The 16,608-nt window shown below is 56.0% G+C and carries 13 protein-coding genes; 1 reads left to right on the top strand and 12 read right to left on the bottom strand.

The annotated features are described in order from the left end of the window. Positions 1-12: 12 nt before the first annotated feature. The 5 genes from ACP0GE_RS07940 to ACP0GE_RS07920 form a co-directional block, all read right to left on the bottom strand. On the bottom strand, positions 13-2,556 hold the full coding sequence (locus ACP0GE_RS07940; protein WP_424831438.1) for a plasma-membrane proton-efflux P-type ATPase: 2,544 nt from the start codon (positions 2,554-2,556) through the stop codon (positions 13-15). A gap of 216 nt (positions 2,557-2,772) precedes the next feature. Continuing rightward, complete coding sequence (locus tag ACP0GE_RS07935; protein WP_424831437.1) at positions 2,773-3,402, bottom strand: DUF3726 domain-containing protein; 630 nt, start codon at positions 3,400-3,402, stop codon at positions 2,773-2,775. Then, a complete protein-coding gene (locus ACP0GE_RS07930) occupies positions 3,399-5,087 on the bottom strand; it encodes a hypothetical protein (protein ID WP_424831436.1) in 1,689 nt (562 codons plus the stop codon). The genes ACP0GE_RS07935 and ACP0GE_RS07930 overlap by 4 nt, the downstream gene beginning before the upstream one ends. 4 nt (positions 5,088-5,091) lie before the next feature. After that, positions 5,092-6,066, bottom strand: coding sequence for a membrane dipeptidase (locus tag ACP0GE_RS07925; protein WP_424831435.1), 975 nt, complete (start codon positions 6,064-6,066; stop codon positions 5,092-5,094). Next, positions 6,066-7,511: an aldehyde dehydrogenase family protein gene (locus ACP0GE_RS07920; protein WP_424831434.1), complete on the bottom strand. Its 1,446-nt coding sequence runs from the start codon at positions 7,509-7,511 to the stop codon at positions 6,066-6,068. Before ACP0GE_RS07920 ends, ACP0GE_RS07925 begins: the two co-directional genes overlap by 1 nt. 97 nt (positions 7,512-7,608) lie before the next feature. Between ACP0GE_RS07920 and ACP0GE_RS07915 the strand changes: the two genes are divergently transcribed. Continuing rightward, complete coding sequence (locus ACP0GE_RS07915) at positions 7,609-8,481, top strand: LysR family transcriptional regulator (RefSeq protein ID WP_424831433.1); 873 nt, start codon at positions 7,609-7,611, stop codon at positions 8,479-8,481. Between the two features lie 212 nt (positions 8,482-8,693). Here the strand turns inward: ACP0GE_RS07915 and ACP0GE_RS07910 are convergent, their stop codons facing one another. The 7 genes from ACP0GE_RS07910 to ACP0GE_RS07880 all read right to left on the bottom strand — a co-directional run bounded on the left by ACP0GE_RS07910 (position 8,694) and on the right by ACP0GE_RS07880 (position 16,590). Beyond that, positions 8,694-9,500, bottom strand: a complete 807-nt coding sequence (locus ACP0GE_RS07910; RefSeq protein ID WP_424831432.1) for an alpha/beta fold hydrolase — start codon at positions 9,498-9,500, stop codon at positions 8,694-8,696. A 411-nt stretch (positions 9,501-9,911) separates the two neighbouring features. Beyond that, positions 9,912-11,282, bottom strand: coding sequence for an MFS transporter (locus ACP0GE_RS07905; RefSeq protein ID WP_424831431.1), 1,371 nt, complete (start codon positions 11,280-11,282; stop codon positions 9,912-9,914). Between the two features lie 313 nt (positions 11,283-11,595). Further along, positions 11,596-11,994: a RidA family protein gene (locus ACP0GE_RS07900; RefSeq protein WP_424831430.1), complete on the bottom strand. Its 399-nt coding sequence runs from the start codon at positions 11,992-11,994 to the stop codon at positions 11,596-11,598. Next, complete coding sequence (locus ACP0GE_RS07895; protein ID WP_424831429.1) at positions 11,995-12,900, bottom strand: sugar kinase; 906 nt, start codon at positions 12,898-12,900, stop codon at positions 11,995-11,997. It abuts the gene before it with no gap. A 42-nt stretch (positions 12,901-12,942) separates the two neighbouring features. Further along, complete coding sequence (locus ACP0GE_RS07890; RefSeq protein WP_424831428.1) at positions 12,943-13,998, bottom strand: D-TA family PLP-dependent enzyme; 1,056 nt, start codon at positions 13,996-13,998, stop codon at positions 12,943-12,945. Further along, on the bottom strand, positions 13,995-15,461 hold the full coding sequence (locus tag ACP0GE_RS07885) for a M81 family metallopeptidase (RefSeq protein ID WP_424831427.1): 1,467 nt from the start codon (positions 15,459-15,461) through the stop codon (positions 13,995-13,997). Before ACP0GE_RS07885 ends, ACP0GE_RS07890 begins: the two co-directional genes overlap by 4 nt. Positions 15,462-15,549: 88 nt before the next feature. Continuing rightward, positions 15,550-16,590 carry a DctP family TRAP transporter solute-binding subunit gene (locus tag ACP0GE_RS07880; RefSeq protein WP_424831426.1) on the bottom strand — a complete coding sequence of 347 codons (1,041 nt, stop codon included), beginning with the start codon at positions 16,588-16,590 and terminating at the stop codon, positions 15,550-15,552. Positions 16,591-16,608 lie beyond the last annotated feature (18 nt).

Raw genomic sequence — 16,608 nt, 5'->3', positions numbered from 1 at the left:
GCATCCTGACCATTAGGTCGTTCGAGGCTGAAGATGGCCGTGAGAGCGTTGCAACCTGCGGTACATCGCTAGCTTCACCTGATCCAGAATGACCATCCAAACAAGCATGTAGGCCCAGACCATAAGGATAATCGTCCATGGAATTTGGTCGACAAAAATGCCAAGGCCGCACAGCAGGACCGCAAGTATCTGTGTGCCGGTCACCGCGATAAACAGCGGCGGTGCTGGCCAGGGGCGCGCGAAGACAGCGCCACGAGATCGAATGACAAGCAAAAGCAAATGGCCGCCTGCTGCAAGTTGCAGGAACAAAACGGTCTGAAGTTGCGCCTGTGTCAGAGGAATCCACGCCTGCAGGTTTTGATTGTTGATCCACTCCATACCGATCAAAAGCAGCCCAAAGGTCTGCACCACCGACAGGACGCCCATCAGGCTCGCCCCGAACAGAATACGCCGCATATCCCATCGAACTGGCGCTTTGGGCAGGTTCGTATTGTCATAGGCGATGGTCATGATCGGAACATCGTCAAGCAGCGCGAGCATGATGATCATGATCGGGGTCAGCGGCGAAAATCCAAAAAACACCGTCGCAAAAACCACTACGCACATGATGTCCAGGGTCATTGCGACGCGGTAAACGATATAGTTGACGATACGCTCAAAAATCTGGCGGGCCTGCTCGATGGCATCAATGATCGTCGATAGGCCAGGGGCTGTCAGGATCAACGCGGCTGCTGCCCGGGCCGCATCGGTCGCGCCACTTACGGCCACGCCACAATCCGCCTGTTTAAGGGCAGGGGCGTCATTCACACCATCGCCGGTCATCGCAACAACATGACCACGGTCCTGAAGCGCTTTGACAATGGCGTATTTGTGTTCCGGGAACACCCTTGCGAACCCATCGGCCTTTTCGACGCAAGCGGTCACAGACTCTGGCAGATGGCTCAGATCCATTCCGTCTTTGAACAGGTCTGATGCGGCTTGAAGATGCGCACCCATTCCAAGCTGACCGGCAATCTCGTTTCCGATGGCAACATCGTCCCCGGTTACCATCTTGACGTGCAGGCCATGGGCCATCGCGCGTTGAATGGTCTCTTTTGAATCGTCGCGCGGGGGATCGTAAAGCGATAGAATACCCAGAAACTGCCAGGTTTTCCCCTCGTCCTCAGACCGCGCAACACCAAGTGCGCGCATGCCCTTGGATGCCAGATCATCGACTGATTTCTGTGCCTCTGTCTTTGATGTCTCATCTACATCGCTCAGGTCCAGAATGACCTGAGGCGCACCCTTTGTGTAACAGGTTTCGCGCCCTTGATCATCCGTGATAAGAGCCTGGGTTCGCTTGGAGACAGGGTCAAAGGGTGTAAAGTTCGATTGAGTGTAAGGCGACAGATCATCACGGTTTGCGAGACCGGCGACAACGGCGGCATCAATCGGATCATCCCCATCGAAATGGGAGGCCAATGAGCCCGCCAAAACCAGTTCGTGCGGGTCTTTCGCCGCAAATAATACCGGATCACCCAGGCTTAGCTGGTTTTTCGTCAGCGTCCCTGTCTTGTCCGAACACAGAACATCGACACCCGCCAACTCTTCGATAGCCTCCAGCCGAGACACGATTGCTTTTTTCTTGGACAGATTCATGGCGCCCAAAGCGTTGGTGACGGTCATGACAGTCGGCATGGCAACCGGTATGGAAGCGATCAGCAGGGCCAAAACCGTGCGCAGGATGTCCGCCGCAGCGGCCCATTGCCATGAATGATCTACAACTATATCGCGATAGAGCTCTGCGCCGACCAGTATGAAGGCAAGGATCAGCGATAGAATAATAAGGAAGTCGCCGATATGCGTGACGGCCTTTTGGGAATGCGACGCGCTTGCGCCTGCACCGGCGACAAGACTGGCGGTGCGGCCAAAGAACGTGTTGTCACCGGTTGCGATCACAACGGCGGTCATCTCGCCTTTCTTGGCAATACTGCCCGAGTACCCGACATCTCCGACCGTTTTGGTGACGGGAAGAGATTCTCCGGTCAGCGCCGCCTGATCGATACTGACATATTCACCGTCGGTGAACCGCACGTCGGCAGGCACAACGTCACCCAGCTTTACACGCACAATATCGCCAGGGACAATTTCAGCGGCATCGATTTGAGTGAACTTTCCATCGCGTTTGGCCATTGCTTTGGGTGCCATCCCGGCTTTCAGCGCGGCCAATGCGTCGGAAGCCTTCCGCTCTTGCCAAAACCCTGAGACGGCGTTGTAAACAAGCAAAACAAAGATGATGCAGAAGTCGGACCAATGCCCAATCAGGGCGGACAGGATCGCAGCGATTTCTATCATCCACGGGATCGGACCCCAGAGGTATTTGAACAACCGCTGAAGGTTGCTGACCTGCTTTTCCGCCAACGCGTTGCGCCCAAACGTGTCCAGACGTGTCTTCGCGTCAATCGAGTCCAAGCCATTATGTGATGTGTGTAAGTCTTCCAGGACTGACGATAGGTCAGCTTGTTCCAGATTTGGCTTGTTATCTTCAGCGTCCTGTTCAACGTTTTTGCCAGTCATACTATCATCCGTTACAAATTCGCTTGGCATTCGGTCTCAAATGGATCGCAACTCCTGAAAGATGAAAGTCGCCGGGGCATAATTTGGGGGCTGCGTGGATTGATTAGACAGCAGAATCCGCTGGTTGGGCAAAGATTTTGTTGTTTTTCCTCGAGTTATTCACGCTTTGATCAGCATATGGTGCTCAATTGGTCGGCCCTGATCGTGTTAGTGTCTTCAATCGTTGTCTGAAAGCCCGGCCCCAGCACCCAGCAGACGGGATTCCTCGGTTTCGGGGGCATATGTGCGGCGGGCAAAGCGGTTTAGGGTATCCCAATGCCGCATTGCCGGATAGGCGCGCGAGTGCTGTTTGCGTGGGGCCGAGGACGCACCACCCTGTGAAACGGAGACGCTTTCTGCCGTAGCTGGCAAACTATCCGGGGCCATCAGGTTATCCCCATCGGTCACCGCCCGCGCACCGTCGATTTTGACCGTCAGTGTAGAATTCAACATGCGTGCCGCATTTGAGGCAAACGGCAGCAGCAGAGCGGGCGCGGTGACCGTCTGCATCTCAATCCGGCCTGCCGTAAGCAGATGAGTGTTGTCAGACAACGAGGCCCCCGCCAACAATGGGCAAAGATCACCTTCACCTCGCCACGGGCTATCACCCTGCTGTGGACTATGGATTGCAGGGGCTGCGGCCAACCCACGTTCCAATAGCTGTGCTAGAATCCCGGCACCGTCCAAACCCTGTAAACATAGCCAGCGCGTCGCTTTTGACGCCTCCTCGGCCAGCCCCCAGGGATAACCTGCGCCACGAGTGGCTCGTTTGGCAATTGCCTCCATCTCGTTCAGAGAAAAATTCATACCGGACCCATTGGGTATATCCAGAAGTCAGCGTTTTCAGAGGTTAACTCGTCTGGATAAGGCGCGCCGGAATACATGCAGATGCGCACCCAGCGATCCGAGCGTGGATCAAAATGGGTTGCGCCAAAGAAGGACAGCTTTGCACGCAACATGTCGATGGGCAGCACTTCGGCCCCAATTGTGTTGTCACGGATTTCGCCAAAAGGCGCGGATGGGGTCATTTGAACCCGCCGGATCGTGTGACGGTGTTCGGGGTGGTGCAGCAGAAATTCGGCTACGGGTGTCAAGCCGTCCCAGTCCCGCAACGCGGCAAAGGCAGCCGCTGCATCCCGTGCTGGCGCCAGAGGTTGTTCATACTCTGCGATGGGCTCGTCAAATCGTTCGCCTAGGCGGGGTTCAAGCTTTTCCTCCGACACATACCAGGCCCGGGCGCAGTTCTCACGAGCCTCCCAATCCAGATCCAGCGCCCAAGCGTATGTCTCGCGGATCAGATCGCGGGTCTGTCTGATGGATTTGGTTCCATCAATCACAAATGCCTGGCTACGGCTATCCGCCATGCAAGACGCCAACCCATCTACAAGATCGCCATAAGGCTCCAGTATCAGCGAGGCCAAAAACTCCTGCCCTTCTTCGCTAAGCGCGGCTTCCGACCAGGTCACCAACCGATCCCATGGACGGTGTCCTTTCAGGTTGTCCTTGCGTAGATGTTCGGCAACCAACCGAAGGTCGGCGTTCAATGCTTCAAGCTTTTTGACCTGTATCGGATGCTCAGACCGCCACCATGAAACCGACAGCTTGCTGCGTTCGAAAACATCCCGGAAGAGATTGATTTCGGCCTCGCTGGCCACCTCCAGCGACCGGACCCGCGCGATTGCTTCTTCCCGCACCATGATCCAATTGTTGAACAGAACCGGATGGTTGACGATAAACGGTGCCATGCCAAGTCCGGTAGAGTTGCCGATGCCCAACCAGCGTGCGATCTCCGGGTCCAGTCTCGCAGCCTGATCACCGCCTTTAACGTTCGCCATATGCTGCACCAGGTCCCGGACAAAGGTCCGGGTCAGGAAGACCGACAGCATCTCGACCTGAAATGGCGCCTGGGTCTCGGGACGGTCGGCGACTTTTTCCCGATCCGCTGCACCGAACTTGCCCGAGCCATACACGGCCGTTGTTCGCATCAGGTATCCGACCTGATAGATTTGCTCCACATCCGGTTGCTGCCCGTTGGCCAGAGCCTCCACAACATGATCCCAAAGTCGAACCGAGCGGTTGGCGCGAGACAAGGACAGCTCGCTTTCCGTGACCCGTCCGGCCTCTTGCAGGGGAACGTTTTGGGAAAGGCGCTGGATATCGGCCTCGGTCGGGATGCCATCGAACAAGGCAAAGGTAGCGTCCCACGCCTCGGCAATCACACGGTCCGAGCGTTTTCCCGGTGGCAGGTCATGTGCGAAGGCCACCAGGGAATAGGCGCGATCTGGCCCTTGGGCTATGTAGACCGCGCGGCCGACACCATTCACGTCAATGTCGAACACAGGGCGCGAGAATGACCAGTTCTCGCGAGCCAAGCGGCGGGTTAGCTGCCGCATGAAGCTCAGCCGACACTGATGCAACGATCCCAGCCGCGACAGCCGCATGACGGTGGCCGGGTCTCGCCTTTCGATCGGTGTCTGCGCCTGTGTCTCCATTCAGCTACCCTTGAGGCACAAAGTTCTGGGAAAAGAACCTATACCAGTTTCCTCCCATGATACCGGCCACTTCCGCATCGCTCAGGCCGGTCGCACGCAGCCCTTTCTCGATATTGCCAAAGTCCCGATTGTCCCGGAACCAACCTGGCATACGAGGGAATCCTGCATTGCTGGCCGAGCCTTCGCCGTAGTCGATCTCCTTCGACCAACGCCCGACGCGCATCCATTCGACCACGCTGTCAGGTTGATCCTGGCACAGGTCCGTTCCGATCCCCAGATGTTCCGCACCATAAGTCTCGGCCGTCCGGGCGATCATCTCGCAGAAACTTTCCAAAGTGCAGTCCGACTTGCCTTTCAGGTGATGAGGATAGACCGAAAAGCCCAGCATCCCACCGTTTTCCGTCACCGCCCGGATCACCGCGTCACGCTTGTTGCGCAAGGCAGGTGCCCAATCAAACGGGTTTGCATGCGTGATCGCAATGGGGCGCTCGGACAGCTCAGCCGCCTCGATGGTCGACCGATCGGCAGAATGGCTCATGTCCACCACAAGCCCGACACGGTTCATTTCCTTGATTACCTGACGCCCCATGCGGGTGATCCCGATATCTTCGGCCTCGTAGCAACCCGTCGCCAGTAACGATTGGTTATTGTAGGTCAGCTGCATAAACCGCGCGCCCAGCGTATGCACGATTTCGACCAGACCGATGTCATCTTCGATGGGCGATGGGTTTTGAAACCCGAAGAATACTGCTGTGCGCCCGGTTTCCCGCGCCTTATCAATATCGCTGGCCCATTGGCCCTTCATAATCAGATCCGGGTATTGCTCGAACCACCTGTTCCATTTTTCAAAGTTCAGAACCGTTTCGCGGAAATTCTCATGATAAGCGACGGTAACATGAATCGCGTCCACGCCCCCTTCGCGCAATTGCCGAAAGATCTTTTCGGACCAATTGGCGTATTGCAGCCCGTCGATCCTCATCAGACTGGCTTTCCAGCGCTGATGTAAGCGGTTTTGACCGTTGTGTAGAATTCCGCCGCAGCCTTACCCTGTTCACGCGGACCGTATGAGCTGTCGCCGCGTCCGCCAAAGGGCACATGATAGTCGGTTCCGGCAGTGGGTAGGTTCACGGTAACAACGCCGGTGCGTGCGTTGCGGCGGAAATGCATGGAGCGTGCGAGGTTTTGCGTGACGATGCCCGAGGTCAGACCGAAATTGGTGTCGTTGACGGTGGCCAAGGCCTCGTCATAGCTGTCCACTTTGATGACCGAGGTCAGAGGCGCAAACATCTCTTCCCGGTTGATGCGCATATCGTTCGTCGTGTTCAGAAACACGCCGGGGTTCATGTAGTAGCCGTCATGAGGCATCTCTAAACGTTGACCGCCACAGGCAAGTTCGGCCCCTTCGGATCTGCCAAGATCAACATAAGCGAGGTTCTCAGCCAATTGCTGTTCGCTGACAACCGGCCCCATCTGCGTTCCGTCCTGTAAGGCGTGGCCTACTTTCATCGCATTGGCACCAGCGACCAGTTTTTCGACAAAGGCATCATGCACTGCGGCATGTACCACCAGTCTGGACGACGCTGTGCATTTCTGACCGGTTCCGCCAAACGCTCCGCCCAGAGCCAATGAGACCGCAAGATCGAGATCAGCGTCATCCATCACGGCCAGGGCGTTCTTTGATCCCATCTCCATCTGCACCTTGGTCAGGTTCTGAATGGCAGCTGCGGCAATGCCCTTGCCCACCGGAACTGAACCGGTGAAAGAAATCGCGTTGACCTTGGGACTTTCCACCAACCGCTGGCCGACAGACCGACCCGACCCCATGACAAGACTGAACAGGCCCTTGGGGATATCCTGACGGTTGATGATTTCAGTAAGGGCGACCGCCGAAGCCGGAGTGATGTTTGCTGGTTTCCAAACCACAGCATTGCCATAGCAGAGCGCCGGAGCGATCTTCCAAGAGGCCGTCGCGGTTGGGAAATTCCAGGGACTGATGACAGCGACAACACCAACGGGTTCACGGCGAACATCGACTTCAATATCAGGGCGTACCGAATCCGCGTTCTCGCCAGTCTGGCGCAGACATTCAGCAGCGTAGTAGGTAAAGAACTGCCCGGCGCGGTAGACCTCACCCTTTCCTTCCGCAAGCGGCTTGCCCTCTTCGCGGCTGAGCAGGGTGCCCAATTCTTCGGCGCGGGCCATCAGCTCGTTTCCGATATCCATCAGCGCGGCCTGTTTGCGTTCGAGCCCAAAGGCCGCCCATTCGGCCTGTGCCACATGTGCCTGATCCAATGTGACCTCAAGCTGATCCACATTGGCTTGTGCGAAATAGCCGATGAGGTCACTTAGATCCGATGGGTTGCGGTTTTCGATCTCACTTTCGCCAGCAAGCCATTCACCAGCGATCAGGTTAAGGTTGGTCACGGTTCGCCCCTAAACAAATATATCGGGGCAGAGTGGACTTCCTCAGTGACATCAGTCAAATTCAAATAGCTCAACAAAACTTCAGGAAAATTGAAGTATGGCTATTAAGATCGAAATGCTGCGCTGCTTTTGTGCTGTCGCTCAATCCGGCAATCTGTCCGAGGCCGCTGATCGTCTGGGCCGCACGCAATCGGCCGTCTCTATGATGCTGAAGCAATTCGAAAATCACCTGGGAAAAAAACTGTTCCTCGGAGAGCGCAAGAGCCACCTCACCGCGCTGGGGGAACAGGTGCTGGAGATGGCCCAGAAACAAATCCGCCAGTTTGACCAGACGGTGCTGGACATCAAAGCCGCCGCCGATGCCACCCATGGCCAGATAAGAATAGCTTCCGTTCCTTCGGTCGCTGCGTTGATCTTCCCCGCGGTGCTGGATCAACTCACCCGCCAGTTTCCACGGGTCAAGGTCGAACTTCGGGACACGGACACGCAACAGGTGCTGGACGCGCTTGCAGATGGTAAGGCAGATATCGGAATCGCCTCGCGGTTCCATTCGCTGAAGGGCGTCAAGGCGATGCCTTTGTTCGAAGATCGTTTCGGACTGGTCTGCGCGTCCGACCATCCGTTGATCACAAGGTCCGAGCCCCCGACCGCAGCTGACGTGATTGCGGCCCAGTTTGTTCGAAATGCCTTATGTGACCTTATCCAGACCCCACGGTTTGTGGCGGCAATCAAAGATGCGGATGTTACTATTCACAACACGCACTCATTGATAACTATGGTGAGGACAGGCAACTGGGTAACAATTCTTCCCCAAACCCTCGCAGGCTTTATTCCTGATACCATTGCTTTTAGGGAGTTTGTTGATCTGCCCGACAGGCGGCAGGTTTTTTTGTACATCAGCGAAAGATCTCGGTTCAAAGACCTGACGACTGCGTGTAGCGACTTTATCATGAGCAAGAAATGGATCTGAAACCTCTATTCTCAAATTGAAATGCCCAATAGGGGTTTTCTGAATTGGAAACGTCACTTCAAACTTTGAACGCGGGTTGGCTTTGTCTATGAAGATCTGACGGGAAGTCGGAACAGCACTTCCAAAGTGCAGATCATTCAACGTTCGCGCTACCGATAGCGGTTCGTTCATTGCGCGGCCGTTTCCTTGATGGGTTCGGCAAGACGGACTACCTAACCCCCAGAGCGCTGAATTGTGCGCTCGACCAGGGCAATCACCTGATCTGGTGTTTCGATCGACGAAGAATGACCGGCGCCTTGAAATACAACCAGCTCTGAAGTCGTGATCACACGGTGCATACGTTCAGATTTCTCTGGAGTCGTTGCAACGTCTTCATCACCGACGCCGATACCAACGGGAAGCGTGATCTTTCCAAGCAGATCTGCACAGCCATCCCGTTCGATTACACCTTTAACCGCGCGCGTAATCCCAATCCGGTCATTGCCCGTAATGGCCTTTGACCACCTGTCCTTTTCTGCCCTTCGCCCCGGATCGTTAAGAAATGTGCGTCCGAACATTATTGGCATGACCCTTCCTATGACGGCCCACAGCCCGACCCAGCGCGCGACAAGGTTCAGTAGACGATATTTAACGGCGTTTTTCGGATCTTCCGGGTCGGCGCTGGTTTCAAGCAATGTGAGGGATTTCACCAGCTCCGGCTCTTGGGCTGCCAACCTCATTCCCACAAATCCCCCCATGCTTAGGCCGACAAAATGACAGGGCGCAGCGTTAAGGCTTTTGATGAGTTCTGCGGCGTCCGCCGTCAGTGTGTCCATATCAAAGCCATCATCAGTCACACCGCTTTGTCCCTGACCTCGATGATCGAACGTGATGCAGCGAAAGCGGTCTTTTAGATGTTTAACCTGAGCTTCGAACATGGCCCCGCTGAATAGAAGGCCATGGGAAAACACGACCGGTTCGCCATCGCCACCAGTATCTTCGAAGTGGATTTTCGCACCATTCAGTTCAGCTGTCGGCATGCGATACCTCCAAAATTGTGATGGACCCACTTTAGCACGTGTGCGGTCATTTGCCTGTAAGGCAGATTTATCGCTGGGGTGTAGACGGCACATCTGGCCCCGGCGTTTTGGATGATGAGTTATCGCGACGGCAAAAAATCAAATATTGGGACGCAAAGTCCGGAGGTACGACATTTGGTGCGTCAGACTGGATTCAGCAAGCGGCGGAACCAATTGCGCCATCAATGCGCAAGCTGTGGCCAGCGTCCAAACGGCTTGTCGCGAAATTCGAAATGGAGCCTGACTTCTCGAACGTTATTTTCGATTGGTTTGAAGGGGTTGGTCCATAGATTGGCAATGCTGCGGATACAAGGCCAGTCTTGGACAAGCCCCGCGGGTTTATTAACTTTGCTTTCCACTTTGCAGCCTATTTCAGTCGTTACCCGGAGCGGTCTGTTTTCCAGCTTCCTGAATATCGATTGCGAAGTATGAGTAAGTGAGAACCAACAGGGAAATAAGGGCAGCCACCCAAAATACCGCCGCATGAGACGCGGTCACCGCCAGTATCGTGCTGCACAAAGCCATTCCGAGGGTCCCCCCAATCAATTGACTTGAGAGCACGATCCCGCCCGCCTGACCTTGCATATGAGAAGGGACCGACATCGTTACAGCGCGCTGAGATGGAACAAACATGAGCGAAACGGCCGCGCCGAAAAAGACGAAACCAATGAAGATAATCGCCATTGTTTTAAACATCATACCCGTCGCAACGAGGCTTAGGCCCACGGTGATAAACACCAAACCCGCGAGGGCAGGCCAACGTGTTCCGCGTTCGTCCGACAACTTGCCGGCGATCGGCGCGGCAAGGGTTGTGGGGATAACGGCTGGAAGCAGGGCCATTCCAGCCCAGAGCGGCCCCCAGCCTTCAACTGTCTGCAGGTACATCGATCCAAATACGAAGGTTGCTATTTTCGAATATTGGGCCGTTCCGACAATCAGGTTAGAGGCAGTAAACGTTGGGTCCCGAAAAAGAGCGACCGCAACCAGAGGATCGGTGTGCCGAGTTTCAACAAACACAAATACCACAAGCGCAAGAACCCCAACGATCAAGGCGGCGAAAACGTTGAAGTGTAGCCAACCCACTTCTGGCCCTTGCATAATTCCATAGACCGAAAGGGAAAGCCCGAAGACCAAAAGCACCAAACCAGCCAAATCAAAGCGTTCTTCGATGTGGCTTGGTGGGTCACGCCAAAGTCGCCAGACGACAAAGCCAACACACATCACAACAATTGGGTTGATCCAGAATATCCATCGCCAGGACAATCCGGTGGTCAGCGCGCCACCGACCAACGGGCCAGCCGCCAGAAAACAGGTTCCAATCGCGCCATAGATACCCAGGGCCTTGCCGCGCTCTGCTCCGTCAAATGACAATGCTATAAGCGTCAGGGAAAGCGGAAAGATCGCAGCGGCGCCAACGCCTTGAACACCGCGCGCCATAAGCAAGGCCAGCCCATTTTGTGCAAAGCCTGCGACGACTGACGCCGCTCCAAAAACAAAAAGCCCTGCGGTCAGAAGCCCCCTAATTCCGACGATGTCGCCAATTCTGCCCGCAGCGCCAGCCAGGCAGGCCAATGTTAACAGGTATATATTGACCACCCAGTGGGCAGAGATTTCCGAAAGCCCCAGCTCTTTGCGTATTGTCGGAAGGGCCACGCCGACGGCCGTTTCGTCTAACAAAATAACACCGAGGATTGCGCCCATCGCCCCCAGAAGCCACCAGCGATCATTGTTGTCAGTGCCCAAGGCAAATCGCTCCTCTAAACAACTCTGCATGACACATCAGCCTGTGCAGAGCATCCAGGATACATGAAATTTAGCGTTGTGTCGCAAACCTTTCGGCAATCGGTCCAAAGCGGAATTTCAAAGACAACGCATCTTTCACGCGATTCGAAATACTAGCTTGCACAGAAAGTGGTTGTCTCGCTTTACCATTTGGAGCGGATTTATCCCGATGGGGAATTCCTGCTTTGGTTCCCAAAATCGGCCCAATCCTCTGGGCAGTATGAACTGGCAAACCTGCGACAGTTCATACTGAAAGTTGAGAACTGCTTAACGATCAATCAAGCGGTTTGTAAACGACCGCATCGATCTCGACTTTTGCATCGACCATGATTTGGGAACGGACGGTCGAACGCGCGGGGCCACCATTGGGGAAATAGCTCGCATAGACTCGGTTGAACGTCCAAAAGTCGCGTGGGTCGTCCAGCCAAACGCCGACTTTGACGATATCGTCCAGCGTGCAGTCGGCAAGTGCCAGTGCTGCAATTAGGTTTTCCATGGTCTTACGGGTTTGGGCTTCAATGCCGCCGGCCTCGATTTCTCCGTTCTCTTTCATCGCGACTTGGCCGGAAATGAATACGAAATCTCCGGCGCGCACGGCGGGCGCAAAGGGAAGGGGCTGTCCACCTGCCCCGGTTCTGTCATCGCCAAGGCGTTGGATCTTTTTCTTAGACATTTAAACGGGTTCCTTACTTAGGTCCTTTGGGAATGGGATGGAGTCCACAGCGCCGAAGCCAGTGGTCGATAACGCCGCCGCACGATTGGCAAGTTCGGCCGATTTCATGGCATCCTTGGTGCGCAGGTAACAGGACAGAAAGACTCCGTTGAAACAGTCGCCTGCGCCGGTGGCGTCTACGGCGTCGACGCGCAACCCGGGCAGAGAGTGAATGCCGTCTCCTTGCGACAGCGCAATGCCGTCCGATCCCAGAGTGAGGGCCACAATTTCAGCACCCAGATCGTGGTAGAAGCGGATGATGTCCGAGGGACTTTGAAGCCCTGTCAACTGGCGTGCATCGTCGAGACCCGGCAAAGCGATCTGGCAATGTTGCATGACGCTATGCGTGACCTCGCGGGCTTGTTCCAGAGGCCACAAGGCGGTGCGCAGATTGGGGTCGATCGCAACCGGGACATTGGCGCTGCGCGCAGTGTGGATCGCATGCTGCGTTGTTGTGCGCAGTTCAGGACTGACGCCTAAGCTGATGCCGGAGGTATAAAACATCCTGGCGTTTGCCATGGCCTCAACCGGCACGTGACGCGGCATCATCAGGCTCGCGGCCGAGCCCTTTCGGCGATAAACGAACCGGTGCCCCTCGTCGTCATGAAAGACGAAGTACATTCCCGTCTCGCCGTCCCGGACGTTTGCGACATGGGTGTGATCCACACCCTCATGGGACCATAGTTCCCTTAGTTGGTCGCCAAAGTGGTCGGCACCAACGCATGAGATCAGCGCGCTTTTTGTACCTTGCCGCGCCGCTGCCACAGCCACATTAGAGACATCGCCCCCAAAACCGCTTTGGAACGCGCCGTCCGTCCGGGCGTTCAACTCAAAAAGAGGCTCGCCCAGACATATCAGATCAGCCATGAAACCATCCACGTTTGAAATTTGCACCATACCCCTTGGCGATCACAGTACCTTCCCCCTTGCGACGACTGGCACGGCACCCAAGGCGCGATTTCCTCGGATGGTTTCGATCTGGTCTACCATATTGGTGACGACGCAAGCATGGTTTGGGATGATGCGAAGACGGTCACCAATCTTCAGATTGATGTTCTCTGCCCTCAATACGCCGTGTTCTTCCGACAAACCGTCAACCAGAATGTCCGGCCGTCCCATAACATGCCCGTGCCCTTCCAGCCCCAACAGATCAGACGTGAGCACTTTGGACCCTGCATCAATGACGGCGCGATCATTGGCTGGCACCGAGATCACGGTGACCAGAACGCTCAGGGCGCAATCGTCCCATGTGCAGATGCCTCGCGCCTGCAAAGAGCGGTCATTGTAGACGTAGGTTCCAATCCGGTATTCGGTCGCAATTGGCACATCCTGCGCCTGCCACATGCCCGGAGAACCGCCGTTCGAGATCACATCAACCGTCAATCCGGCCTTTTCGATTTCTGCTTTAGCGGTGCGGAGCCAATTCTGAACCGCGTCTTCCTGTCCAACCGGCGGATATGTCATGAGACCGCAAAACGACAGACCGGGCTTGTCCGAGATATAGCGAGCCAGTGCGCGGGCTTGTTCGGGTGAAGTCACGCCGCATCGCGCGGCACCGGTGTCACATTCGACAAGGACGCTCAGCGGTTCGGATGCATCTGCAAAGAAACGTGACAAGCCATTTATGGTTTCATGGTTGTCCGCCACAACAGATAGGCGCGTCCTTTCGGACAAGGCGCGCAGGCGGGACAGTTTTGCGTCGCCCAGAATGTTGTAGGTGATCAGAACATCGTCAATGCCGCCCTCGGAAATCATCGCCTCGGCCTCGCTGACCTTCTGGCAGGTGATGCCAATGGCCCCGGCCTGCAATTGCCGTTTGGCCAGCATCGGTAGTTTGTGGGTTTTGATATGGGGCCGCACGGCCAGCCCGTGTTTGGAACAGTGGACCTGAAATCTGTCGATATTGGCCTCGGCAATATCCAGATCGATCAGAACCGCCGGAGTGTCGATTTCGGGAAAGATCATTCTGCGGCCTCCGTATGAGGGTCTTTGACAATTGGCCAGATCGCGCGTGTGAGGTTTTTGTAGGGCGTTTTGGTTGGGTCGTTCGGATACGGGCCTTCGACTGCAGCGTAAATGATTTCGGACGCGACGTCTGAAAAAGCGCCATGGAAATGGTTCGTCGACTTAACGACCAGCACCTTCTTTTGCGTGATTTCTATGCCAAGATTGGTGAAGAGGTCGGGCGAGAACGCCTGACTGCGGTTCGAGTTCAAAACGACCTCAATCCCGCCCAAACGGATTACGGAACAATCACCCAACGGAACGACAGAAGCCCCGAAGCTCTGTACGGCGTTGCGTTCGTTGCGCAGCACCGTGACCTTGGCGTCGATTGGATTGCCAGCCAAGGCGGACGTCTTGCCGCCAAAGCGCAGATCAAACTCTGCTCCTTCCCCAGCGGCGTGGCACAGGCGCACGGCCATCGGATCCCAGATCGTGCCGAAGGCGATCGAGGACATGTTCCGCGCGATGGCCTCTTCGAGAATCAGGGTTGAGTCTCCCGCCACACCGCCGCCGGGGTTGTCCCAGACATCTGCCACAACGACAGGACCGCGCGGGGCCTGTGCCGCTTTGGACAGGGCCTGTGCTGGCGCGAGGTAATCAGGCTTGGTCTGCCCCCGAAAGGAAAACAGCTCTGCACCCAGATTTCGGGCAGTACGATCCGCATTGGGCAGGTCATTGTCGGTCAGAACGATGATCTTGGCCCCAAGGTCCGGCGAGTCTCCGGCCATGAAGCCGTGAATGACCGAAGCAGAAAGCACCTTCCCTTCGGCCTCCATTTGCTTGATCCGGTCTACAAACCCGCGCATGGGTTCCTGACTGGTCGGCAAAACATCCAACATCCGGACATCGAAAACCGAAATGACGGGCTGGATTTCGCCCTTTATCGTGCGCAGGGTCAGGTCAACACAGGCTTCGCCTGCCTCGACAAAATCAGTGTGGGGGAATTCCTTGAACACGGTGATGACGTCCGCCTTGTCAACCCGTTTCCGGCTAAGGTGGCTATGCGGGTCGAAACTGGCGCCGATGACCGTTTCGGACCCAACGATGTCACGAATGGCTTCGATCAGGACACCTTCGCAATCCAGACATCCTTCGGCGATCATTGCGCCATGTAGTCCCAGAACAACCCCGTCCAAGGGCAAGGCTGCTTTGACTTGATCCAATACTTCCTGCTTTAGCCGCTGCCATGTTTCCTTGTTCAGCAAGCCGCCGGGCTCGGCCCACGTGGCTGTACCTTCGATCAGCTCCAGCCCATCGTATTGCACCCGTTTCCGCAACGCTGGGAATACGGCGCTACACAGGGTTGGCGTCTCAGGGTGTTTGCCCGGGGGTGCGTAAAAGCTCTGCTCAAAATCGGAGAAATCCGTGCGCAGGGGGGAAAACGTGTTTGTTTCGGTCGCAAGCGACGCACAGAAGACCCGCATGTTCTTTCCAATTCGTTGGTGATGTCGGAGACCGATCCACGGCCTCCGACAGGAAGCGCTGCCGGTTTCCACCGGCAGGCTGGGAGGATCAGTCGAGATACGAGGCGCTGTTGGCCCCGTCGACAGCGGTTTTGAAGCTTGTCAGAAGCTCATTGGCCTTTGCGTCGAGGTTCTCTTGAACATGTGCCTCAAATGCAGGCTGGGTCGCAGCAGCCATCGCGGCGCGCTGATCGGCGCTTAGGGCCGTGACCTGAATCTGGTCCATCAGTCCGGCCAATCCGCGATCTGATGCTTCGATGATGCGCGACAGGCCGCGGCTGGCAGTAACACAGTTTTCGGCGGCAGTGCGGATCGTGGCCTGTTCAGCCTCGGACAGACCTTCAAAGAAGGCGCGGTTGATCATGAAAGTGTACGGCGAAAACAGGTGATTGGTCAGCGTCAGATATTGCTGCACCTCGGCGAAGTTCGCGAACGAGATGATCGGAACCGGGTTCATTTGTCCGTCGATCACGCCGGTTTGCAGTCCGGAATAGACCTCGCCCCAGGACAGCGGGTAGGCTTCAGCCCCCAGCGCCTGTACGATCTTCTGATGCGACGGCAGGGTCATGGTGCGGATGCGAATGCCGTCGAAATCCTTCAGGTCGGCAATGGGGCGTTGTGAGTTGGTGACGGCGAAGAAACCACCGGTATCCGGGAAGCCCAGAACGACCACATCGCCCAGTTCGGCCTCGATATCTGCTGCCAGCGCTTCACCGAATTCACCGTCGAACACCTCATAGGTTGCGGCGTTGCCATTGAAGGCAAAGGGCAGGTTCAGCACGTCAATGCGCGGGTAGTAGCTGGCCAATGCGCCGGTTGACGTCAGCGTTGCCTGAATGATGCCATCGCGTACCTGCTGCACGTGTTCGGCGGCTGACCCCAACTGGTTCGAACCGAACACCTCGACCGACACACTGCCATTGGTGCCTGAATTCACGAGGTTCGAGAACACAGCCGTACAAGCGTGTGCCGGGTTTTCAAACGGATCAGTCTTGTTGTCGTGGCCGAACTTGATGACTCCACCTTCGGCCAGTGCCGTGCTGGCCATCATGGTCGCGGTCAGCGCGACGCTTGTAAGGATGTGCTTCATGATACTTCTCCTGTTGGT

The organism is Ruegeria sp. (genome assembly GCF_965243365.1).
In the GTDB taxonomy this organism is placed as follows: Bacteria; Pseudomonadota; Alphaproteobacteria; order Rhodobacterales; family Rhodobacteraceae; genus Ruegeria.
Note: the sequence above shows the minus strand (reverse complement) of the source record. Positions and strands in the feature narration are given on the sequence as shown.

Bases quoted from the DNA above. Each gene is read 5' to 3' on its own strand.
- ACP0GE_RS07935 (WP_424831437.1), bottom strand. From the start codon at position 3,402: ATGAATTTTTCTCTGAACGAGATGGAGGCAATTGCCAAACGAGCCACT.
- ACP0GE_RS07900 (WP_424831430.1), bottom strand. From the start codon at position 11,994: ATGTCTAAGAAAAAGATCCAACGCCTTGGCGATGACAGAACCGGGGCA.
- ACP0GE_RS07940 (WP_424831438.1), bottom strand. From the start codon at position 2,556: ATGACTGGCAAAAACGTTGAACAGGACGCTGAAGATAACAAGCCAAAT.
- ACP0GE_RS07915 (WP_424831433.1), top strand. From the start codon at position 7,609: ATGGCTATTAAGATCGAAATGCTGCGCTGCTTTTGTGCTGTCGCTCAA.
- ACP0GE_RS07890 (WP_424831428.1), bottom strand. From the start codon at position 13,998: ATGATCTTTCCCGAAATCGACACTCCGGCGGTTCTGATCGATCTGGAT.
- ACP0GE_RS07895 (WP_424831429.1), bottom strand. From the start codon at position 12,900: ATGGCTGATCTGATATGTCTGGGCGAGCCTCTTTTTGAGTTGAACGCC.
- ACP0GE_RS07910 (WP_424831432.1), bottom strand. From the start codon at position 9,500: ATGCCGACAGCTGAACTGAATGGTGCGAAAATCCACTTCGAAGATACT.
- ACP0GE_RS07925 (WP_424831435.1), bottom strand. From the start codon at position 6,066: ATGAGGATCGACGGGCTGCAATACGCCAATTGGTCCGAAAAGATCTTT.
- ACP0GE_RS07885 (WP_424831427.1), bottom strand. From the start codon at position 15,461: ATGCGGGTCTTCTGTGCGTCGCTTGCGACCGAAACAAACACGTTTTCC.
- ACP0GE_RS07880 (WP_424831426.1), bottom strand. From the start codon at position 16,590: ATGAAGCACATCCTTACAAGCGTCGCGCTGACCGCGACCATGATGGCC.
- ACP0GE_RS07930 (WP_424831436.1), bottom strand. From the start codon at position 5,087: ATGGAGACACAGGCGCAGACACCGATCGAAAGGCGAGACCCGGCCACC.